This window comes from Acidobacteriota bacterium, from assembly GCA_016208495.1.
GTDB lineage: Bacteria > Acidobacteriota > Blastocatellia > Chloracidobacteriales > Chloracidobacteriaceae > JACQXX01.
On the sequence record JACQXX010000082.1, the window covers coordinates 1 to 23,633 of the forward strand.

At 50.0% G+C, this 23,633-nt stretch carries 13 protein-coding genes; 9 read left to right on the forward strand and 4 right to left on the reverse strand.

The genetic code is table 11. The features are described 5' to 3' along the window. Nucleotides 1–4,389, reverse strand: a 4,389-nt coding sequence (locus tag HY774_16465; protein ID MBI4750080.1) for a hypothetical protein, incomplete at its 3' end; no start/stop codon positions are given. A 1,414-nt stretch (nucleotides 4,390–5,803) separates the two neighbouring features. On the opposite strand from HY774_16465, the gene HY774_16470 reads away from it, so the two are divergent. From HY774_16470 to csx3, 4 genes are all read left to right on the forward strand, one after another. Continuing rightward, nucleotides 5,804–8,437 (forward strand): AMP-binding protein, encoded by a 2,634-nt coding sequence (locus HY774_16470; GenBank protein MBI4750081.1) that lies wholly within the window; start codon nucleotides 5,804–5,806, stop codon nucleotides 8,435–8,437. Nucleotides 8,438–8,624: 187 nt separating this feature from the next. Then, nucleotides 8,625–9,623 (forward strand): CRISPR system precrRNA processing endoribonuclease RAMP protein Cas6, encoded by a 999-nt coding sequence (gene cas6, locus HY774_16475; GenBank protein MBI4750082.1) that lies wholly within the window; start codon nucleotides 8,625–8,627, stop codon nucleotides 9,621–9,623. Between the two features lie 109 nt (nucleotides 9,624–9,732). Beyond that, nucleotides 9,733–10,113, forward strand: coding sequence for a hypothetical protein (locus HY774_16480; protein MBI4750083.1), 381 nt, complete (start codon nucleotides 9,733–9,735; stop codon nucleotides 10,111–10,113). Nucleotides 10,114–10,800: 687 nt separating this feature from the next. After that, on the forward strand, nucleotides 10,801–11,766 hold the full coding sequence (gene csx3 / locus HY774_16485; GenBank protein MBI4750084.1) for a CRISPR-associated protein Csx3: 966 nt from the start codon (nucleotides 10,801–10,803) through the stop codon (nucleotides 11,764–11,766). A 59-nt stretch (nucleotides 11,767–11,825) separates the two neighbouring features. On the opposite strand, the gene HY774_16490 is transcribed toward csx3, so the two are convergent. Together HY774_16490 and HY774_16495 are read right to left on the reverse strand one after the other, a co-directional pair. Continuing rightward, the gene (locus HY774_16490; GenBank protein MBI4750085.1) at nucleotides 11,826–12,386 is read right to left on the reverse strand and encodes a Uma2 family endonuclease; all 561 of its coding nucleotides are present in this window, start codon (nucleotides 12,384–12,386) and stop codon (nucleotides 11,826–11,828) included. Between the two features lie 179 nt (nucleotides 12,387–12,565). Then, nucleotides 12,566–14,665: a serine carboxypeptidase gene (locus HY774_16495; protein MBI4750086.1), complete on the reverse strand. Its 2,100-nt coding sequence runs from the start codon at nucleotides 14,663–14,665 to the stop codon at nucleotides 12,566–12,568. 207 nt (nucleotides 14,666–14,872) lie between these two features. Here HY774_16495 and HY774_16500 point away from each other — a divergent pair, with 207 nt between their 5' ends. The 4 genes from HY774_16500 (at nucleotide 14,873) to HY774_16515 (ending at nucleotide 20,389) form a co-directional block, all read left to right on the forward strand. Beyond that, nucleotides 14,873–15,229, forward strand: coding sequence for a hypothetical protein (locus HY774_16500; protein MBI4750087.1), 357 nt, complete (start codon nucleotides 14,873–14,875; stop codon nucleotides 15,227–15,229). Between the two features lie 295 nt (nucleotides 15,230–15,524). Beyond that, nucleotides 15,525–16,208, forward strand: a complete 684-nt coding sequence (locus tag HY774_16505; protein ID MBI4750088.1) for a methyltransferase domain-containing protein — start codon at nucleotides 15,525–15,527, stop codon at nucleotides 16,206–16,208. Nucleotides 16,209–16,503: 295 nt separating this feature from the next. Beyond that, complete coding sequence (locus tag HY774_16510; GenBank protein ID MBI4750089.1) at nucleotides 16,504–17,757, forward strand: VCBS repeat-containing protein; 1,254 nt, start codon at nucleotides 16,504–16,506, stop codon at nucleotides 17,755–17,757. A 1,036-nt stretch (nucleotides 17,758–18,793) separates the two neighbouring features. Continuing rightward, on the forward strand, nucleotides 18,794–20,389 hold the full coding sequence (locus HY774_16515; GenBank protein ID MBI4750090.1) for a sulfatase: 1,596 nt from the start codon (nucleotides 18,794–18,796) through the stop codon (nucleotides 20,387–20,389). Here the strand turns inward: HY774_16515 and HY774_16520 are convergent. Beyond that, the gene (locus tag HY774_16520) at nucleotides 20,379–21,224 is read right to left on the reverse strand and encodes a class I SAM-dependent methyltransferase (GenBank protein MBI4750091.1); all 846 of its coding nucleotides are present in this window, start codon (nucleotides 21,222–21,224) and stop codon (nucleotides 20,379–20,381) included. The genes HY774_16515 and HY774_16520 overlap by 11 nt on opposite strands. A gap of 228 nt (nucleotides 21,225–21,452) precedes the next feature. Here HY774_16520 and HY774_16525 point away from each other — a divergent pair, with 228 nt between their 5' ends. Beyond that, the gene (locus HY774_16525; GenBank protein MBI4750092.1) at nucleotides 21,453–23,588 is read left to right on the forward strand and encodes an SUMF1/EgtB/PvdO family nonheme iron enzyme; all 2,136 of its coding nucleotides are present in this window, start codon (nucleotides 21,453–21,455) and stop codon (nucleotides 23,586–23,588) included. The last annotated feature ends 45 nt before the right edge of the window (nucleotides 23,589–23,633 follow it).

A 23,633-nucleotide genomic window follows, 5' to 3' on the forward strand; every position in this document is an offset into this window, starting at 1 on the left:
CGGGTCGTAGTCGTACCGTGAAACGACATTTCCGCTGCTGTCCGTCACTTCCCGCACGCTCCCCAGATGGTCCCGCGTGTAGTAGTTTACCGTGCTGTTGGTTTTCACCCCCTGTGAAAAGAATCGCTTGGTGATTGGGTTCACCCCTGGGATTGTTGTTCGCTCCCAGCAGATTTCAGCCCCACACCAGATGTAGCGCTGTTCCCTGACCACCGTGCTGCCTTGTTTGCTGATTTTTTTGATTCGTCGGCCAATCCCATCATACACGAACTCGACCCGGTTTGTCCCCTCCTCAATTTCAACCAGTCGCTGAGCACCGTCCCACCCGAAAGTGCGTGTTCCGTCATTGATCAGACACCCGTTGGCATCATATCCATAATTGGTTTGCGGGGCGGTGCCGACTTTGCGGGTCAACAGTTCATTGCGGTTGTTGAAGGTAAAGTTGGTCGTCGTCGCGCCAATGATTTCCTGGTTCCGATTGGCTGCCAGGTCATAGTTAAACGTGTACGCCGTTGAGCCTCCGCCGCTGGTGGCTTTGGAGTAGGTTTTGAGTTGTCCGGCTGCATCATAGGTCATTGAATCCGAATTGGCAAACCCATTTTTCTGCATGCTCGTGATTTCGCCAAATGGATTGTAGGTGTAATCAAACTGTGAATGAATTGTTGCTGCACCTTTCTTGTTTAGAATCGTTTGCAACCGCCGGTCGTTGCTGTTGCCGAAATAGCTGAACGTCGTGGTTTGGGTATTGGGGTAGGTAATCTGGGTCAGGCGTCTCGTGACTCCGTCATAAGCATAGCCAAATGCCCCCAGCGCATTGGACATATTTGTCACCCGCCCCAACGTGTCGTAGGTCATGGTTTCGGTCACGCCTTCGACTTCTTTGGTCAACATCCGGCCCAGTTCGTCATAGGTGAATTCCAGCGTTCCGTTCGGTGTTACCTCGCGTGAAAGCTGGTTGGCACCCAGAGACGGCGTGGTTGTGGCCACCGGGTGGTAAAAATAAGCGTAGTCGTTTCCAAGGGTATCCGTCATGCTGGTTACCCGGTTGTACCTCGTACTGTAGTTGTAAGTGACTGCTGGTGTTGCATTTGACGTGAATGCATATGACACGCGGTAAATGTTGTTGTCTGGATAATACAGGAATGTCGTTTCCTGGTTTTGTATATCCGTAGTCTTTTTCAGTCGTCCGGCAGTGTCGTATTCATAATCAATGGTTCCACCGCCATCCTGTACCTTGCTCACAACCCGTCCGATGATATCACGATTCCAGGTTGTCACTTGACCTTTGGCATCGGTCATTTGATACAGACCGCCGCAGTTGCACCAGTTGAAGGTTGTTGTTCGGTTGAGCGGGTCCTTAACCGAGACCACCCGCCGCAGGGCATCATAGGTCATTTCGGTGATTCGTCCCAGCCGATCCCGACTCTTGAACAAGTCAAGTTTGTCATAGGTCATTTCCTCATAGGTCGTGTCCGGGTAGGTAATCCGGGTTGGCCGATCCATCGCGTCATAATCAGTCGTGGTGGTAAAGCCATCCGAATCCGTCACCGTTCGCACCCGACCATATCCATCATAGGTGTAGGTCGTGGTCGCACCGCTCACCGGTCCCGTCACGCCCGTCAGGTAGCCGTTTGTGTCATAGGCATAGGTCGTGGTTTCATTTTTCGCGTTTGTCACCGTCAACACCTGTCCACGGGCGTTGTAAGTGTACGTCGTCGTTTTTCCATCAGCCCCGGTACTGCTGGTTGGAAGGTGTTGTGAGTTGTACTGGTATTTGGCAATCACGTCATAGACCCCGGCGGCAGCGCCTTCGGTCGTTTGACGGACTTCCACCAGGTCAATCCCGTTTGAGGCATAAATGTTGATGGTTTTCCGTCCCTGAGTGTTGGCGCTTTGCTGCACATTGTTGAACGGGTCAATCATTGAGGTAACCTGACCGAAACTGTTGTATTCCATCCGGGTCAACTGGGTTCGGTCAGTGGTTGAAAGCGGGTTATGATCCAAAACACGTCCGATTTTCGAGGGCCGGGCCACCGTACCCTGAAACCCATTTGATGTTTGCCCAGGATAGTTGTACCAGACCCGGCCTTCAAATGGTCGTTTCTCGCTGAGTTTGTATCCGGAGGTGTAGAATGGGGCATCTGTCTTGTGCCCCCATTGAGTATGGATGGCCCGGTTGTAATCAAACCGATATCTCCCCCAGGTGCTTTTGTTAAAGTAAAATGATCCTCGATACTGATGGCTTGATGCCGCCAGCATTCCCGTCGGCAGGGGAAACGGATCAGTTTCCGTATATAACCCGTCGGCATCCCGAAGTGACTCCAGCCGCTCGGCGTCACCGTATGGGTCGGTTGCCATCAACCAGCGGTTACTGCCATAAGCGGGATCAGCCGACCCCGTTTCAAAGGTGGTTGTGCCATACGGCGTTGTCATCGAAGTGATGAAGTCATTGGTTCCATAGGCAAATTTGGAAGTCAGTGAAATCACATCCTCAATGCTATACAGTTGGTTTGAAGGATTGTAGTCAAAGAGGGCAAAGCGACCGAATGGGTCGGTCACTTTCGTGATTTTCAACGGATCGGTCAGATGGTCATAGCTCAGGGTCGTCACCTGGCCGATGGTGTCCTGGATTTCCCGTAACCGCAGACTGCCGTCATAGTTCAAGGAGACCGTATCTCCTTGTGGATCAACATGCTGGATCAGGAAAATCTTGCGGGGCGCCGTTGTGGAACCATCCGAGGCGCTGTACACATCCTTTGAGCCATCACGGTTCCGGCGCTCATACGATGACGAGGAAATACGCACCAGTTTGGACTGGTCATATTCTTCAGGGTCAAAATCCTGAGTGGTGGTGTTGAATTTATGGATCGCTCGACCTCCCCCGCGCAAATACACCCCAACGTCAGTGCTGGGGTTGGTCGGGTCATCCTCGACGTAGGCAAACCAGTTGTGAGTCCAGTTCCGACCCAGGTTGGAATAAGTGAACACAGATGGCTGGAAATACTCACGCTGGTTGTAGGTCACGGTAAAACTGACTCCTGGACCAACCGGCGGGCGATATCCAACCGGCGTGTCTTTGATGTTCAGGTTGACCAGCATAGTATGGAACGCATAGGTTGCCATTCCAGTTGAATCTTCGCACCCACCCGGACAATCATCGCCAGTCTTATCACTATCGCACCGGTACGGGTTGGGGTCGTGGTCATCGGCGGCACCTTTCCCCCACACGGTGGCGGCTTCGTCCTTTGAGATTGGCTTCCATCCAGAGGGAAGTTCGCCTCCAGGGGCCAGAAAATATCCACTTCCTTCCTGATCCAGGGCTTCTTTGCTTACCCAGAAATCTTCACCGAAGGTTGGGTCGGCAATTTTGTATCGGACCACTCCGCTTTTCAGTTGGGTTTGACCAACCACTGCCGCGAAGTGACCCGCTTTCCAGTGAACAATCGCTGGAAACATGACCTCACTCCCCGGTTCACGCTTCGCCGGTTGATACCCCATTTTGATGTCTTCAGCCATTTTCACCAGTTGCGCGAGCGAAGTTCCCTGACGGGTTGAGCGCATGGCGATGATTTTGGGATTGAGTTTATCCGATGGATTTTGTAAACCGCGCACTTTATTGAGCGCATAAGGTCCACAGAGAAAAGAAGTTCCAGGCGTCAGATTCATCAAACCCAGACCTTCTTTGGCGTTGTTGAATTTCTGGGCAGCGGCGCCCAGCAGATTTCGGGAACCGACTTCCTGAAAGAGTTTTTCCAGGCGGTCATACCGACCCAGTCGGGCATTGAGCGAAGCCAGTTCGGCCACGGCCCGATCAGCCACGGCTCGCGGACGTTCAAGTGTTTCGGCTTTGGAAAGAGTCCATGCAGATTCCCAGGCATCCATCGCTTTCAAAAAATACCCGGTTTGACGGTAAAACAGGCCCAGGTTGAGTTGCACTGAGGCATTCCATCCGGAATCAGGGTGGGTTTTGACAAATTCGACTAACGCTGAGGTGTCATCGAGGTTTTGACGACTGAGAAATTGTGTCGTTGCTTCGGCCAGGGCTGCATTTTCAGCCGTGAGTTTTGCGGATTCAGGATCAACCTTGCCGATGTAGACAAACGGTTCAGCCAGTACTTTTACCCGTGACAGTTCATCCACAGTTGGTTTTGCCGAATAAGAAGGATACGTCGGCCAGGGATCGAACGCCGTTAACGTTCGGTTGACGGTGACAACTTTCGGCGTCGGAGGCGCCGTCGAGTTAGGCTTGGCGGTTTCGTCGGTGGAATCGGCCAGTACCCGCCAGGGCAGGCCCATCGAGAGTTGAAGACTGGCAAGCAGCACGGCCAAAAACATGACCGGAAGCCGCCGCCGATACAAACGCACACTTGTACCAGAGGAGCCAAACATGGTAGCTTTGTCTTCCTTTCTTTGTAACAATTGAAAGCACCGCATCAGGTCAGGCAGGGAGAGTTTGCGAGACGGTCCGTGCCTGACCTGCCGTGTTAGAAACGTGGTTGAGAGTCCCGCCTTCAGGCGGTTCTGGAAATGAGCAAATCCTCCAAATTGTTGATCACATTTGTGTTACGTCACCTCAACCTGCCGGGTGATCCAGCACGAGGTTGGAATGATTTCCGTTCAGAGTTGCTGCCTTTAGGCGGTCCCGTTCAGAGTTCCGCCTTCAGGCGGCCCCGATGTCCCTTCAGACCAGGTTCAGGATACAAAACCCGCCTAAAGGCGGAACTCTGAACTTTTTTCTCGTTGTTTAAGGTCTTGATACAACTCAAGTTGTTTGATTTGTTGGGTCGAAGCAAGCTCACGCTTAAGCTCCGTGCTTTTGGCTGATTTCAAGAAATTGAAAGATGAATCATTCGTAAAGTTTACCTGCTTCAAAGCGGCGTCAAGCCGCCGCACTCCGAAATTTCAAAAGTATCTGGCCTGAGTCGGTTTAGAATGAACCCAGGAAAGTTCGCATCACCACATGCGAGGCATAACCGTCATTGTGCTGGGTTCAGGTTCAATTGTGCCTGTTATCTTTTTGAAAAGGTGAGTGAGAATACTTTGGTGCCCCCCCCCCTCGTCAAGCATTATATTCCGGAAATATTGTAAAATGTGGCTAATTAGAGCGTGTCGCAGAACTCTATGCCTGAAAAATAAGCACTTACAGCTTCTGCGCATTTTCCTCTTTGAATCCAGTCCCGAAAAATTGTGAAGGAGTCAATGAAATCATGACTAGGTTGAATTCGTAAGTGCTTTGCTCATCTAATTATATGAAACTAAAGGGTCAATAATTTCTCCACGGCAAAATGCACGGAAGTCAATCAGATGAAGGGCGGCCCTTTTTCCAATGCAGTCACGGTTGATATAGCTTTTTAGATAAATATTTCCTGGGAGCGCGGGCGTCCCGCCCGCACCAAATCTATTGATGACAAATGAGTTGCGGGCGAGACGCCCCGCGCTCCCAGGCAGGAATCTTTTTTTCTGAAGAACTATAGTTGTCTCAGCTTCACAGGTTCACTGATTCAGCTTGAACTCAACCACTGTCCCGCCCGGCTCCTTTTGAGCCCAGGTCACCTGCGCTGAAATCAAACTGGTGCGGGAGCGGATGTTGGCCAGGCTGGAAGTGAAAGAGACGGCAAGATAAATTTCTGGGAGTCTGTTTCCGAAAATTGCACTGGAATTTGGCGTTGGCTGGGGTTTATGCAACGATAAGTACCTTGCCATAAATTTATTGAGAGATTGAATCTCGGAAGTATTTGATTCTTTTTGTGTATTTCGTGTATTTCGTGGTTAAAAACGTCTTGGAATTTTCGGTAACGTACTTATGACCACCTCATCCTCACCACCACGTACCACGCTGACCAGCTTTTTGGCTGACTTTCTCAACCGTGGCAACGAAACGGCCTTTGCTGTCAAACGAGGCGTGCGGGTGATTCGCTGGTCATATCGGCGGACGGCTGAAATCGCGTTTCAAATCGCCCATGAACTCACCGCCCAGGGAATTGAACCAGGAGACCGGATTTTAATGTGGGCTGAGAATAGCCCTGAATGGGTAGCGGCCTTTTTCGGATGTTTACTGGTTGGCAGCGTGGCCGTGCCGCTCGATTCTCAAAGCACACCTGAGTTTGTCAGTCGAATCATCAGCCAAACCGGGGCCAAACAAGGATTTTGTGATTCGGCGACCCAGGCTCAGTCTCCTCCGGAAATCTCCTGGCTTCGGCTGGAAACTATTCAAGCAACCGTCTCAAAACATCCTCACACGCCCTGGCATCCAGTTGAAATCAAGTCAACTGATGTGGCTGAAATCATTTTCACTTCAGGCACAACGGCGGAACCCAGGGGAATTTGCCTTTCCCACCGCAATCTGTTGGTCAATCTGCAGCCACTCGAACAGGAAATCCAGAAGTATTTAAAATGGGAACGGCCTTTTCATCCAATTCGATTTCTGGACTTACTCCCATTAAGTCACGTGTTTGGCCAGTTTATGGGTGTCTTTGTGCCCCAGTTGCTCGGTGGTGAAGTCCACTTCCAAACCAGCGTCAACCCAACCGAAATTCTGGAGACCATTCGCCGGGAGCGGATTTCAGTTTGTGTGATTGTTCCCCGGTTGCTTGAAACCCTGCGGCAAAAAGTAGAGCGAGACTGGCTGGTGTCGCACCCTGGTCAATCACTCCAGACGGTGCTGGCTGAGTGCCCGAAGGAACACTTTGCCCGTCGCTGGTGGCGATTCCGGAAGGTTCACAACCAGTTTGGCTGGAAGTTTTGGGCCTTTATTTCGGGCGGTGCCACGCTGGACCAAAACCTTGAAGCTTTCTGGCGGCACCTGGGGTTTGCGTTAATTCAGGGTTATGGAATGACCGAAACCGCTTCGCTGGTCAGTGTGGTGCATCCCTTTAAACTCAGCCAGGGTTCAATTGGGAAAGCGCTTCCAGGCCGAGAACTCAAGCTTGATGACGGCGGAGAAATTCTGGTCCGAGGTGAAAATATTGCCGCTGGTGTCTGGCAAGGAGACAAAATTCAACCTCTGAGCGACGATGGGTGGCTCCGCACCGGGGATATTGGGTCTCGTGATGCGGAAGGCAACCTGTTTTTTCGTGGGCGGAAAAAAGAGGTCATTGTGACCGGCGCCGGGATGAATATCTACCCCGAGGATTTGGAAGCCGCCCTGCTCCGGCAGCCTGAAATCTGGCAGGCCGCTGTGTTTGGGATAGACGGTCAAACCGGACCAGAACCCGTAGCCGTGGTGATTGTACGGGATGAACAAACAGCGGTTGATCAACTTCTGGCAACCGTGAACGCTGGATTGAACCCGTACCAGTCCATTCGACGATGTCTGGTGTGGCCGGGGTCTGATTTTCCACGCACCAGCACCCACAAAACCCGCAAGCGCGATGTCATGGCCTGGGCCACCGCACAGCTTGGGACTGGCCAAAGCCAAACGCTCTGCGAAGAGTTGACTTCAGATTTTCTGTTGACTGCGATTGAAAAAATTACCCATGAAAAACCACTCCGGTTTGATCCGGAAGCAAATTTGACGACCGATTGCCGGCTTGATTCGCTTGGAAAGGTTGAACTCTTGAGCTGGCTTGAAGACCACTTTCACATCGAACTGGATGAAGCCGCATTTACGGCGGCAACCACAGTGGGCCAGCTTCAATACCTGATTGAACAGGCGATTGGAGCGACCAGCCCTGGGTTGCGTGAGTCAAAAGCGTCACCCGTTGAGCCCCAGCCACTTTCTGACGCGCCCTATCCATTCCCGGCCTGGGCGATGCGTGCTCCGTGGACGTGGTTGCGGCAACTGCTGTTTTACAGCATTGTCTGGCCAGTCTGTACGGTGTTGTGTTGGACACGAGTGGAAGGCCGCGACCATCTGGCTCACCTGACTGGCCCGGTGGTGCTGGTTGCCAACCACATCACGATTGCCGACCACGCGCTGATTTTAGCGGCGCTCCCGGCAAAGGTACGTTCCCGACTGGCGATTGCCATGGAAGGCGAGCGCTTGCGGGATTTTCGATTTCCCCCGGCAGGCACAGGATGGGTTCGGAGACTCTGGATGCCGGTGCAATATCTTCTGATCGTGCTCTTTTTCAACGTATTTCCACTGCCGCAAAAAAGCGGGTTCCGGCGGAGTTTTCGCTACGCCGGGCAGGCCGTGGATCAGGGGTTTCACATTTTGATTTTTCCCGAGGGTCGCCGGTCAGAGGAAGGTCACATGCATCCGTTTCGGTCAGGTATTGGCGTCCTGGCCAGGGAAATCCAGGTGCCGGTGGTGCCAGTCTACCTGGCTGGTCTGTACGAATTACAACAAAAAGGAAAGCAGCGCTGGTTCAATCGCTTTTGGGCGGCACCGGGTTCAGTTCAGATTCGATTTGGCCCATCAGTTTCTTTTTCAAAGGATGCGCACCCGGAACACATCGCCCGAGAACTTGAACAAGCTGTCCGTAGACTTGAATAACCGAAAAATTATCAAATACCAATAGAAGATTTTGGAAACAGTTATTTTTCAACAGGTTAGTTTTTATTCCCTCAAAAAGAAAACTTACAAAATAGTATAGCTAAAGAACAGTGAAAGGATATACTTTTGCACACGTTCCGTATATGCTGTGGCCTTCATTTCTGACAACTTTTTAAAGAGGGCAGCCATGAAGCCACAGGACTTCTCGCAATTGGACCTTATCCAGTTAACCTTCGGTTGTAAGAGCACTCGACCGGCCACACTTCCGCCATTTCTTGGGTCAACGCTTCGAGGTGCCTTTGGACATGCGTTCAAACAAGTCGCCTGCGCCCTCGAAGGACCAACCCGCTGTGCTCAAACCTGCCAGCAACCTGCCCAGTGCCGCTATGCCTTTCTATTTGAAACGGCAGTTCCACAGCACCAGTCTCCAAATCACCGCCACCAGGATATTCCCCATCCCTACCTGTTGATTCCTCCGCTTGTGCATTACAGTGTCTCCCGCATTGGGTTCAAGGAAGGTGATCCACTGGAATTTGGGATTATCCTTATGGGCGAAGCCATCAACCTGGTTTTGCTGGTAACCGTCGCTGTCGAACTGATGCTGGACCAGGGACTTGGTTCATCGCGGACGCCGTTCCAACTGGCTTCCGTGACCGCCTGGGGGAAAACCCAAATTTGTTCGATTGAGAAACCAAAGCCTGATACCGAAGCGCTTTATGCCGCGATCACACCTCTTTCCAACGTGATCGAACGGCGACTGGCGCCACTCAACCCTCTGGCGGAATCACTCACCCTTCGGTTTTTGACACCGTTGCGACTTCGCAAGGGAGGCAATTTGCAGGACAGCATCGGTTTTGTGGATATTGTTCGCCACCTAATGCGCCGAATGGAGACCTTGACCGAAGCCTTCGGCTCGGCGCCTCCACGGGTTGACACCGAACGTCTGCCGGCCCTGGCAAGCCAGATCCAAACCACCGCCAATTCATTGTGGTGGAATGATATGGAGCGGTTTTCAAATCGGCAGCAAACCAAATTAAAACTAGGCGGGCTGATGGGTGAAATTTGTTTTTCAGGTCCAGTGTTAGCCGAGTTCCTTCCTTTGCTGGCTGCCGGGGAGGTGCTGCACATTGGGACGGCGACTACCTTTGGGCTTGGACGGTACGAACTTCTTCATGACCTCAAATAGGGAGAAAAAACTATGGAACGGACGATATTGATTCTCATCGGCGGACGAAGCGCAATTCCAGCCATGATGAGGACATTACAATTTTCGCAGACGTTGGCAAGGAGTTCTCATGATTGTAATTAACTTTTCCCACCCGCTTACCCCAACCCAGATAACTGCCATTGAAAATCTGGCGGGCAATGTGATTCAAGAAGTCATACAAATCAAAACGCAACTTGATCCTCAACAACCATTTGGCGAGCAAGTGAAACCCCTGATTGAATCTATCCCGTTTCTTTCCCAGCAGTGGCAAACCGAAGCCATTTTGATCAATCTGCCGAGTTTTAGCCCGATTGCGGCGCTGGTTCTGGCTGCACTGCACGGCAGGATGGGATATTTCCCGGCGGTTGTGCGACTTCGACCAATTGAAGGCAAAGTTCCGCCTCAGTTCGAAGTTGCTGAAATCCTCAATTTGCAGGCCATCCGTGATTCAGCCCGTTCTGACCGATAATGACGGCTTCAGTTTCGGTATCCGCCTGACCATCCGCATCTGGAATAGATTGGTTTTGACAGTCCAAAGTTCATCCTTTAAAGTAGCCAGACCTTCGTTCACTTTCCAATCCCGCCAACCTGAGCCATGGTCAAAACGGTGAAAGGTTCGCACAATTCCTGTAAACTTTGAAAACAGATGTTTTATGTTTGATGGTGTCCAACGAGTAACTGTTTAGAACCAGGCCGATCCTGTACCTTTTCATTGTCACTTAGACGTGCTGCAGTGCGGATTGGAACAAATTGTTCACTTTCTGGGAGGGGTGGCCCTTTCAAGTGTAGATTTTTGGTTTGCACCTCGAAGAGTTGCCGTTCGGATAGCCGGTCGGTTGGCCGCTTTGGGCCTACCACCGGATCCGGTGGCCGATTCTTTTTCCCCGCGCGAGCCGCGCCCCACAGGGGCGCGGCTCGCGCGGGGGGGTAGGGAAACGACCCTTTCCCGGTGGTAGCTCACAAAGCCTCGCAACCGACCGGCTATCCGAACGGCAGCCCTTCGGGATGCTCAAAACAGTTTTCATCGCCTCGTCCCAGCCGGAGTTCATTAAAAAATCTACACGTGAAGAAGGGGCGGCCCTGCTGGTCGGCCACTTAGACGTGCTGCAGTGCGGATTGGGAATACCCAAGGCAACTCATTTTAAGAGAAAAAGTTATGGGGAATCTAAATCTTCAGTTTATTCAAACGGATCAAAACTTTCAGATCCTTGATTTTTACGTTGATGGCAACCTGACGCTGGACCCAGGAACCCTGGCTGAGGTTCAGCTTCCCAGTGGGGCTAATCTGGATAAAGGGCTGGTCATCAATGGGAAAGGGCCAGTCTGGCTCTATGCTCGTTTAGCAGGTCTTTGTCAGGATTTTCCCTGGGTTGGGACGTTTGACCCTCGGTTTGGATCACTCATTGTCCTATCCAGAATCCCGGAAATGCAGGTTGGAACCATGATTCCGGCAAACCAGATAACCCTTTATTTGACAACCCGGAAGTCTGACGCCTCACCCGTTGTCGGGGCGCAAGTCACCGTGAGCAGCAAAGTGATTGCCTTTGTTGGTCCTCCACATAGCGGCAAATCAGTTTTGGCGTATTTGGTGCAAGATCGTCTCAAACAATTGATGGGGGCAGACTATGGCACTGACTTTTTCCTGATAGTCGCTTGTCCCGATGGAGAAGGAATTTGGAGCCAGGAATCTTTGCCCGAAGTGGTGAGCATCATCCGGCACAAAGGAACTTTTGACCAGGATTTTATCGAAAAAACCAGGGTGTCGTTGGAAGGTTTGAAAGCTCAAAAAAGGCTGGTGTTTGTTGATTGTGGCGGGAAAATCAAAAGGGACATTCAAGCGTTTCTCAATTTATGTACTCACGCGATCATTGTTGCCGCAAAAGACAAACCTCACGCCAGTTGTGAATGGCGCGGCGCCTGTCTGGCAAGTGGTGTGGAAATTGTGGCCGAGGTCGAGTCGGTGCTTGAACCTGAAGAAACCGTTTTGGAGAGTTCTCCGCTCAAAATTCGCTTTGGACCGCTTGAGCGAAACCGGACTGAGGTCGTGGTTCCCGATAAACTGATGGCTGCCATTCTGGCTGGAACAAAGTGGGAAGCCGCTTCATTCTCTTCGCAGTTTTAGAAGCCCTTCTCTTCTTGTGCTTAAAGTATTCTACCTGATTTCACAGGTGGAATTATTCCCTAATCAAAAATCGTTGAAAAGTTGATTTCGACCGGAAACCCAGCTATCGAGGTGAGTTTAGTGGTGGCCGTATACGTTTCCTGGACGTCGTACCTCCCAGCTTTTGGCTGCTGGTAAGCCAGGATTTTCTCAGCCGTCAAATCAACAATCCATACTTCGGGAATTTCAGCCTGGGCATACATTGGCAACTTTGTGTCTCGGTCGTAACTGAGCGAAAGGTCTGAGACTTCAATGACGAGCAGCACCTCGTTCGCCTGCGGATGTTGTTCCGCATAGAAGTCATCTTTGAACTGGAGAATTGAAAGATCAGGTTGGGGTTCGGTAAACGAATCCAGTTGAATTGGATCCTGGACACCAATAATCACTTTTCCAAGCAGTTGCCTCGAAAGCAGTGCATTAAACCGTTTGACACAGGCGGCATGCCGACTTCCAAAGGGACTCATTGAAATGACCACACCAGCAATCAGTTCTGTTCGGTCATCTTCAGTCAAGATTCCAGTTTCAACCATCCGGTGGAAATCCTGAACTGAAAACCACCTTTTTGTGGGATGTGTTGACATATAAACCACCTTTCTGGGGCTGAAAAACCCAGGGCTCAGGGCTTGGGGCTGAAGAAAACGGGCTGAAGAAGTCGGGCTGAAGAATAAACTTTTCGAAAAGCGCCAAGCACCAGGAACCAAGCACTAAACCACCAACCACCAACCACTAACCACTAACCACTTTCTTCATTCTTCATTCTCTAGCCGCTTACACCTTTGGCCATGACCGGAATTTTGGCCAGCTTTTCAGATGCGTCTACCTGCATGCGGGCAAATCCTTCGGGGTCCTTTCGCCAGGTTTCAGCCAAGTCCTGTTTTTTCGCGATGTCTTCATCCGTGATGTATTTTCCGAATGATCGCAATCCGGCCAATTGATATCCATGCTTTTTGAAGAGCCGGTAGATTTCCTTCACCCGGTCTATCGTGATGTTGCGCCCGAGCGTGTAGTCTTCAAACCGACCTTCCATTGCCAAAAGCGAAGTTTCCGCCAGACAGGCATAGGCCGTTTTCGGCGGAAGCCCGATGTTATAGCCAAAATCAATATCACCTGGGATCAAAACTTCTCCACTTTCAATGACCAAAACATCTGGCCTGAGCGCGCCTTCCTTTTTATTGATATCGGGCGGGCGGGCGACGTCACAAATCACGGCGCCAGGTTTGCATTTCGTGATATCCACAATTCGTTGTCCAAAGGCTGACGTTGCCGTCACGATCAAATCACATTCTGGGAGGAGTTCATCCGGACGTGTGGCAATCGCGACTTTGGCTTCCGGGGTTTCTTCCAGGATCGAGCGTTTTAAGTCAATCAGGCGCTCGGGTTCGATAGAGACCAGCACCACGTCATGAATTGCCTGGGCCAGGAGTCGTGAACACACCGAACCAATTGAACCGGTTGCGCCAATGATCATGGCTTTGCCACGGGTTAGATCTTTCATGCCCATCTTGATGACGGCTTGTTTGGCCGCTTCGAGCGTCGCCGCCACGGTCAGGCTGTTTCCACTGGTGATGGCAATATCGGCTTCGTGCGCCACGGTCATTCCAGCATCGCCGACCACGCTGGTAAAGGCCCCCAATCCCATAATGCGTGCCCCCAGTCGTTCGGCCATGCGGGCCGCCCGGTTGAGTTGTTTGTAGGTAAATCGGGGATCCATGCGCATCATTCGCCGAGGGGTGGCACACAGGGTAATCAAAAACCCTTCAATGCGTTGGCCGGTCGTAGGTGAAACCCCACCAGTAACTCGGGAGAGATAAATTGGTGGAAGGTACGACCCCACCATTTCGACCAGCCAATCAGGAAAGAACCTCGTCCAGGTAAAACGTGGGTCAGCGTTGAGAAAACTGACGTCAAGTGGGTGAATCACAAACGCAAATCGGTTGATTCCAGCTTCGTCTGGCTGGAGGTACTGAATTGACGGCGTCCATTGAATTTCAGCCATCAGGTCCAGATAGGTATTTTCATCCAACGGGGAATCTTTTTTGGTGCGCAACGAAGCCAGGACGGCTTCCAGCGTTGCCGCCGACCAGCAGCCGAGTGCGTCATTTTTTGAAAGCGAAGGCATCAGAGTCACAACGATTGAAACCCCACGTTCGCGCAACTCTTCGATTTGGTTGGGCGAGGCGTTTTCAACCACAACAGTCTTGCGCTTCAGTGTTTTGGGAGCATAGCGAAGGATGGCGCCGATGTCGCCGGCAATCACTTCAGCCCAATCGAAAATTTGGGTTGTCCGTTTCGCGTGAGGTTCGCCAGGGGAAGGTTGCAACCGACGAAAGGGAGCGTCTTTTAATTGATCAAGTGTGGTTGGCGCCGCCTGTTCGAGCGTGTATTTTGCTCCGACACCAGGAAGTGCCGGAAGATTAAAATACATGATCGGGTCGCCATAACGAAGTTCCGAACCGCTCCGCCCCAGTGCATGAGCCAGGCCCGTGTGATTTAATCCAGGAAACATCAATATTCGCTTATAACTGAAAATTCCCGGTTGCGCCCGATTGGCCAGAATTACCCCCCACCGTTCCAATCCTGAACGCACGCCGTGGCCATCAACGACTGGGGTTTGCGTTGCGGCTTTGGCCAGGCGGGTCCCTGACGAATGTGGTTGGCGAGCCGAGCCCAGTTCCAGTGTGGCCGGCATGCCTTCGAGGGCAATGGCATCAACTTTCCCATCAAACTGGGAGATCAATGCCTGGACTTTTTCTGGATCACCTTCCGAACCGATTCGTTCAATTTCAATTGTTTCTCCAAGAAATTCGATGGTTTCCTGGCGGTGTTCCTGATTGGTGTGGATGACGAGGATCTTTTTCATGGCAGTTTTTTCACTTTGCAACTCAAAAGGTGAAGACGTGCGGTTCAATCATTCCAGGTCTGGGGCAACCCGATTTTTTCACTTGACTATGCAGGAGACAATTTTCAGGCCACAAATCTGAGAACCCGTGAGTTTTTAGAGGATTCTCCATATATTCACCCTTCCTGTATTTTGATGAAGGTCAGAATTTTGAGGAGGTGAATCAAAATGTTGGCCTCTGTCTGTTCAACTTTGTTCCGAATTCTGACTTTTCAATTTACCAAAGCTGAGATTGAAAATCCCTCATACTGGCATCTGGTAGTTGGTTTTATTTTGACGTGGGTCGTTGGGATTAGGCGATACTGGGATCATCCCAAAGCTGAATTATTACAATATTTTGGACCAGGGTCCGTGATGTATGTTTTGGTACTGGCGCTCTATCTCTATCTGGTTGTTTTGCCCGTATGGCCAGATACCTGGTCTTATCGCCAACTGCTCACATTTATTCGACTGACCTCTCCCCTGGCCATCCTATATGTGTACCAGTTGAAAAATAGTTTTCACTTGAAATGGCGCGAGCATTGAACGTCTGGTTTTTGGTGATTGTGGGTACCTGGAGCGTTGTTGCTGGTTTGATTTACTTGCGAAGATATGCGGGATTGAGGAATTTTGCGCAGTTTGCCGCAACCTTTCTCCCGCTTTCCCTTATTGTCATGGCACTGGTCAGGCTGAACCTGCTCGCTTACGGTTCATATTGAATTTCGCCGTTTCTGGTGGTGTACTATGTTCTGGCAATTGTCGGGCAGTGGAAAAAAGATCGCCTGAGAGTTCCTCCCAAACTCCCGATTTACACCAGTCGCTTCAGTCAAAGGGAATCAAGATGAAATTGTTGGACGCCAATCAATTAGAACGCTCATCGATTGTGGCCAATTCACTGATGAACCGTGAGCGAAATGTCGCCGGCACCAATAGCTACCAAAAAGACCTGCGGTTTGATGTGCTCAATTTCATCACAACCGGGCTCTCTCGGAAGTCAACGATGTCGTGGCTTGACCTGTGTTGTGGGACGGGAAAAGCCGTTCTGCAATCAGCTCAGACATTGAACGAATCTGGTTTGGCTGGAAAGGTGAGCCTGGTGGGAGTTGACCTGGTGGATAGATTTTTCCCCAAACCTGAATCCTTTTATTTTCTGGAGCTGGTTCCGGCTTCGCTCTCGAATTGGCACCCAGTTCAGCCATTTGACCTGATTACCTGTGTGCATGGATTGCACTATATCGGGGATAAACTTGACTTGATCACCCGCGCTGTATCCTGGTTGACGACAGAGGGGGTTTTTGTTGCCAATCTGGACCTGAACAATCTCAAACTTGACCATCGAATGTCAGCAAATCGGTTACTGGTTTCACTTTTGAAAAAACAGGGACTGCACTTTGATGCCCGCCGAAAAATCCTGACCTGTCTTGGACAAAAACAGATCAGTTTGAACCTGACATTTCTTGGCGCTGATGATCAGGCTGGCCCAAATTATACAGGGCAACCAGCGGTAAATTCCTATTACCGGTGAGACGGTATTTCAAGAAAATGGGTTGAGCTTCCAGGCAGCAACTCTTTGTTAGATCGAAAATAAAGGGCTTACAGGTGTGAAAAAGCTGTAAGTTCTTTGAATTGATTCAAATAAAGAATTGCTGGCTTCCAGAAATCGCCCGTTTGAATAGGCCCTGGGTTACAAGGCTTTGCGAGCCACCTGGGAAACCTCGATCATTACCTCAAAAGATTGTGAGCAGATTGTGAGCATAGAAACCCAAATATTTCGCGTTTTGTAGCAGGTCAGAATATTTGGTTATGTAAGGAGTTCCCCTATGTCCCAACCGTTGAGAGAAAGTCAAAAAATGAGGCACTGTGTAAGAATTTTTATTTGCCTGGGTTTTGTTATTTTATTTTGTACCAATAGCTGGGCAATGCAAAAAAGGGAATGGCCATCAGTTATTGGCGTGAAATACCAATCAGCTACACATTCAGAGACCAAAAGTGAATCATCCGGAAAAAATGCCTTCCAAAAGCCGATTTTCATTTCAGGTACTGGGTCTGCAACAACCATCTTAACTGTTGATTATAACCAGGATGGAGTAACCGACCTGATTGAGAGAGCAGGGAATGTAATTACAATTCACCTGGCAAACAGCGATGGCTCTTTTTCAGACAATAAGGTTTATCAGTTAAATCTGGAAGAATTTTTCGCCACTAATGAAAGTCTTCCATTACTGGCAGCGGCTGATTTGGACAATAACCAGACGCTCGAACTGATACTTCCCGTACCTGGTACTTTCGTCGTGATATTCAATTCTGGGTTTAAGGAAGATACCGGTTATATTTTTACCCTTCGTGTAAGTCCTTCAACTTCCTCTCCTAATTCTATTGAAACAACTGATTTTGATAATGATGGAGACATTGATATTGTATTGGCAGATGAGATGGCCAACCTGGTGCTGGTATTGTTCAATAATGGAGCTGGTATATTTGGAAGAAGCATGACCTTTGAGACTGGATTGAAACCAAAAAAGGTGGCCATTGATGATCTCAATTCAGATGGAACCAAAGACCTGGTGATTGCCAATGTGGGCAGTAATTCTATAAGTGTTGTTCTGGGAGGTGAGACATTGGCAACCGTAAGCTCAATTTCCCTTCCAATGTCACCAGAAACCGTTATCATCAACGACTTGAATGGCGACAACAACCTGGATGTGATGGTTGCGTCACAAGGTCCCTTCGGCAAATTTGGAATTTTATTTGGTGATGGAAATGGTGAATTTAATCTGGTTTTAAGCTCAGTTGATCTGCCACCAGTCGGCGGGGCTGTCAGTGGTAATTTTGTGGGCGACCAAAAGCCAGAAATTATCTTTACCCATCCCGAGAGTAAAAAGTTGACGCTGGTTACTTTTTCAGAGTCCGGGATAGAGGCATCAAGCCTTCAATTTGAAGGTGTTAAGTCACCGATTTTGTTGGAAACGGATGACCTGAATCGGGATGGATTCCCGGACTTAATTCTGGCAACCAAAAATAAGAAGAAATCAATCGTGATTCTTCTCAATGCTGGTACGACAAAAGGCGAGTAATACCAGTTTGTAGTCAGTAGATCGTAGTCAGTAGTTCACTAACTTCAATTGATTGAATTACTTGACTATTTTTTAAGACGATCACTTCATTCCAAAATGGTATAACCCAAATTCTTAGTTTGGAAATCGAGATAGAGTCAGGAGTTGCTGCCTTCAGGCGGGGTTTATGTCCCCAAGTTGGTCTGAACGGATGCTGGGGCCGCCGAAAGGCAGCAACTCTTGACTTTTTATTTGATGATGGAAGTAGTTGAACATTCCAAATCGTCCCTCTTTTGGGTTTAAAATCGAGGAAACATTCAAACAAAGAATAGCTGGATTTATTTTTAGAACTCATAAGTACTCTGTCGTAAGTTTCCTGAGATATTGAATTTGGTAAGTATTTGATTCTTTTCGTGTTTTTCGTGTTTTTCGTGGTTAAAATGTCTTGGAATTTTCGGTAAAGTACTTATCAGATCCCACCCATTATTGTCGGTCTCAACTCCATTAAAAAGGATAGTTTGAAAACGCGCTGGCGTTACAATTGTAATAGAAGCCACAGCATTTCTTGGTTCCTCCTTGCCTGAAAAAAAAGAGGCTGGGAAGCAAGCAAATCATACCATTTTGGAATGAAGTGATCGTCTTAGAAGACAGTCAAGTAATTCAATCAATTGAAGTTAATGAACTGCTGACTGTGATCTACTGACTACAAACTGGTATCACTTTCTTGCTGCGGGAAAAGAGCCGGGTACTCCTGTTAAATATTTATAAAACAATATTTTATATGGATCAGCTTGTTGCTGGTATGGGGGTATCTGCGGCCTGTACCCAGGGCTTGAAGAAATATGTGTGGCTCCTTGAGTCAAAATCAAAATAATTTGTAATACCATTTTGGAATGAAGCGGTCGTATTAGAAAACAGTCAAGCCATTCAATAAAATGAACTTAGTGAACTACTGACTACTGACTACTGACTACTGACTACTGACTACTGACTACTGACTACTGACTACTGACTACAAACTGGTATAACAACTCCACGCGCTTCCTGCTGAACCCATATGTTCTTACAAAAACAAGCAGTTTCTTTCCAGAAAAGATCCTCCCATCAGTTGCGTCGAAAATTAGGGCTGATAGGATGTTTTTTATGTCTTGCCTTGGGCCTGGCGGGTTTACCAAAACCTGTCTGGTCACAGTTTTTCCCTCAACCAGCCCACTTGCAACGGGTGCGGCCCAACATTATTTTGATTCTCACTGATGATCAGGATACCCAAAGCTTTGGGTTTATGCCTCGGCTCAAACACCATCTGATTGATCAGGGAACACGCTTTAACAATTTCTTTTCCAGTAACCCGGAATGTTGCCCAAGTCGAACCTCAATTCTACGCGGCCAATACACCCACAACCATCAAGTCCTGGCAAATGAAGCACCGATTGGTGGCTTTCAACGATTCCAGCAACTGGGCCTGGAAAATTCAACGATTGCCAAATGGCTTCAAGACAGCGGATATCGAACTGCCCTGCTTGGAAAATATTTGAATGGCTATCCAAAAGGCTTTCCTGCCAACTACGTTCCGCCGGGGTGGACTGAGTGGTGTGTCCCCACCAATGGGCAACCATCGAACTATTTCAACTATCAGCTCAACGTCAATGGGACAGTTAAAACGTATGGGGGCGAACCAGAAAGTTATCTAACTGACGTGCTTTCAACCTACGCCGTCAATTTTATTGAGCAACAGGCCAATGCCGACACTCCGTTTTGCTTGTTTTTGTGTGGAATTGCGCCGCATACACCGGCAACACCGGCACCACGGCACCTTAACGAGTTTAACTCGGCCAAAACCCCACGTGTCCCTTCATTCAATGAAGCTGATGTGAACGACAAACCAGCCTTTGTCAGGCGATTCCCACTGTTGTCGGAAGAGAGAATCCAGTCAATTGACAAACTCTACCAAAACCGCCTGCGAACATTACTTGCCGTTGATGAAATGGTTGAACGGGTGGTGGAAACCTTGCGCCGGACAGGCCAGTTGGAAAATACCTATATTTTTTTCACCACCGACAATGGATTTCATCTGGGCACGCATCGGTTTCCTTTTGGCAAAGGAACTCCCTATGAAGATGCCATCCGGTTTCCGCTAATCGTGCGTGGTCCAGGGGTCGTTGCCGGTCGAGAGTTGCCGGCCATGATTGCCACGATTGATCTGGCGCCGACCTTTGCCGAGCTGGCTGGAATCACCGCGCCAGAGTTTGTTGATGGCAATTCGTTGGTCAGCTTTTTGGGGCCAGATATTCCACCGACCGATGACCAGCAACAAAATGTATTGGTAGAGCACTGGCCGGGCAAAGGTGAGGACGATAAACCTGATAACCAGTTTATGTATCTTGAATCTGTCAATCAGGGGGCGGTTGGTAATTCCCGGAAAAAGAAACCGAGAGCACCTCAGTGGGCTGCCATTCGAACGAAACGGTATATGTATATCGAATATGTCACTGGCGAACGTGAACTCTATGACCTTCAGGTTGACCCGTATGAACTCCAAAATATTTACTCCACCGCCCAACCTCCGCTCCTGAGATCATTAGAGGCAAATCTCAACGCACTTCGGACCTGTGTTGGGCCAGGGTGTCGCAAGGCGCAACGTGTCAGACTTTAAGGGCTTCAATCAACAGCATCGGAACTGTGGTATTGACCTCACCTGCGTGGCGAGCCAGGCGGTTGAGGTCTTCTTCCCATTCACAATAGACCTCAGTCTCATCATCTGGGGACACTGCAGAGAGCCAGCCTTCCAAAAAGCCAAATTTGACCAGGGCGTGGTTGAGCATGGCGGTGCCATCGGCAAATCGAAGGTGAAATTTCTGTTGAACCACGTGGGTGATTTGAAATCCAGTTGATTCGACCAGTGCCGAAACACGATCAATTGACATTCGGTGGTGTTCCTGCTCGGCCAGTTTGGGCAGGTATTCCGGTTTATTGATTCGAACCAGTGTTTCACGAAAGACCTGGTAGACTTCAGCCATGTGGCCAAACAGGTTGGTGGTGAGGATGAGCCGGGCGTGATTTTTGGCTACCCGGTAACATTCCCTGAGCACTGAGGCTGGATCCGCAAAATTGTTGATGCCCAGGTTGGAAACGATCAGGTCAAAGCTGGCATCGGGAAATGGCAACTGGCTGGCATCGGCTTCGATGAGCTCGACATTGGTCAAGCCATAGATGTCGCGTTTGTGGCGGGCGCGGTCAAGGGCCGCTTTCCAAATATCAATCCCCACCAGCGTACAGGTGGGCCCGTGCATGTGGGCCAGTTCAAAAAGTGGAAACCCGGTGGCGCAGCCGATATCCAGGATCCGCTGATGTTTTCGGATGACCAGGTTGTCAACCAGTAAGGCGCCAAAACGGGATGACCAAAAGGACAGCTCGTCAAACACTGATGCCAGTTCAGGGTTTGTAAAGTCAAAGGGCTGGCTGAGTTCAGTTCGTGGTTTGTCAGTCATACAGTTCACACAAGGAAGAAAATTGGCAACTCCGGGTACGCTCGATTGCAAAATTGAAGTGATTTTGCCTGATTTGAAGTTTTTTTGCAGACAGTACTTGAAAGTTCCAGGTGATTTCACCAAAACTGTGGTTTCCGGGTATGTTGATTCGAACGACTTTTTTTGCGCTCAGTCGAGCCATTCTGACCTGACATTGAAACCACACCTCTCGAAGCCTGCGAACGGAACATGACGTTATTCAGCAATCGCTACCAACTCATTAAGGAACTCGGCAGCGGCGCCTTTGGTCATACTTTCTTGGTTGAAGATACCCATTCACCGTCGCGCCGGCAGTATGTGCTCAAACAACTCAAACCGGTCGCCAATCCCGAAAAATATTTGATGATTCAGGATCGGTTTCAACGGGAAGCCGCTATTTTGGAACAGCTTGGCGAGGGTTCAAGCGGGCAGGTGCCGCGCCTGTACGCCTATTTCAGCGAGGCAGGGTCGTTTTACCTGGTTCAGGAATGGATTGAAGGCCAAACCCTGACCCAACAGGTGAAAGATTGCGGGCAAATGACCGAAAAGCAGGTTCAGGACATGTTGATCGGGATTTTAACCGCCCTGGAATATATCCACGCCAATCGGATCATTCATCGCGACATTAAGCCCGATAACATCATGATTCGTGAGCGAGATGGAAAATATGTTTTGATTGATTTCGGCATGGTGAAAGAAGTCATGACCTCAGACCTCTCTCCCGATGCCAATCAATCCGTCATGGCGGGCACCCCGTCCTTTATGGCGATTGAGCAGTTTTATGGCAAACCCGTGTTCGCCAGTGACATTTATAGCCTGGGAGTGACCGCCATCCACGCCCTGACCGGGAAAAATCCACAGGATCTGGCAAAAATCCCAGGTGATATCCGGTGGCGTCAGTTTGCCCTGAATATTGACCCCGCCTTTGGTCTGATTTTGGATAAGGCGGTTGCCGCCATGGTTGATGACCGCTATAAGTCAGCCCGCCAGATGCTGGATGCCATATATTTGCTTCAACGCAACAGCCTGAAACCCGAGGAAGTGTTTACCAAAACCTATGGCCGGGTGACCGAAACCATTTTGGACACCCCGCTCCCCGTGCCGATAGAACTTGAGCCGGTATTTGACCCCAAAACAGAGGCCACACTGTCAAAACTGACACCGGCAACGGGGATTGAACGAATTGACTCAGTTGAAATGGCTTTTTGGGATTCCATCCGCAGTAGCACCAACCCGAAAGAATTCGCCGCCTACCTCAAACGCTATCCGAAGGGACAATTTGCCGAACTGGCCGAAATCAAACTCGAACAACTGACCAGTGACCAGGCTTTAACGTCAGGGTCCACCTTTGGAGTTGTTTCCACCCCGACTTTTCGTCCAACCCAGGGCACGACGCCGCAGGACGCTCAAACGGTTCATGGGTCGGTGGTGCAACCCAACCCTTCCACTCAGTCTCCGTCAGTCGTTCAACCGCCGCTCGTGCCTCCACCATCCGCAGCCACACGGCCTCCAGTCCCACCGACGCAACCCCCGCCGCCCAGATATCCGACCGGACCCCAGCCCCAATTTACCCTGCCGCCCTCACGACCACCTGTATCAACCATGCAGGTGCAACATGAGATTAAATTTACCAATCAGCTCGGAATGGAACTGGTCATGATTGGGGTCGGTTCATTTGTGATGGGGTCCACCGAAGTGGAAAACGAATCGCCGGTTCGTCAGGTCACGATTCGGCGCCCGTTTTACCTGGGAAAACATCAGGTGACCCAAAAGCAGTGGGTGACCGTCATGGGGCAAAATCCCAGTAATTTCAATGGCGACACCCTTCCGGTGGAGCAAGTTTCATGGGAAGCCGCCGTGGAGTTTCTCCGGCGACTCAATTCTTCGGGAGGAAAGTTTTTGTATCGCCTTCCAACCGAAGCCGAATGGGAATATGCCTGCCGGGCAGGGACCACCACCCGGTATTCATTTGGGGATGACGAAAAGCTCCTGGGCGAATATGCCTGGTATGACGATAACTCAGCGGTCGAAGACGAGTACAGTGAAGATCTGGCCGAAAGCCGGACTCAGCCGGTTGGGCTCAAAAAGCCAAATGCCTGGGGACTGCACGATATGCACGGCAATGTTTGGGAATGGTGTATTGACTGGTACCACGACAATTACCAGGGGGCCCCGCCCGATAACCGCCCCTGGGATGACGGCACCAACCATCAGTATCGGGTGGTTCGTGGAGGTTCGTGGCTCGATAGCGCCCGCTATTGCCGGTCAGCCCGGCGTCGAAACGTATCACCCCAGGTTGGCTTGAGCGCGGTTGGGTTTCGGGTCGTGGCGGCCATTCGGATGTAGCCAGGAGTGAGTGGGTGTGAGGCGTCAAAATGCAAAATTCAATGA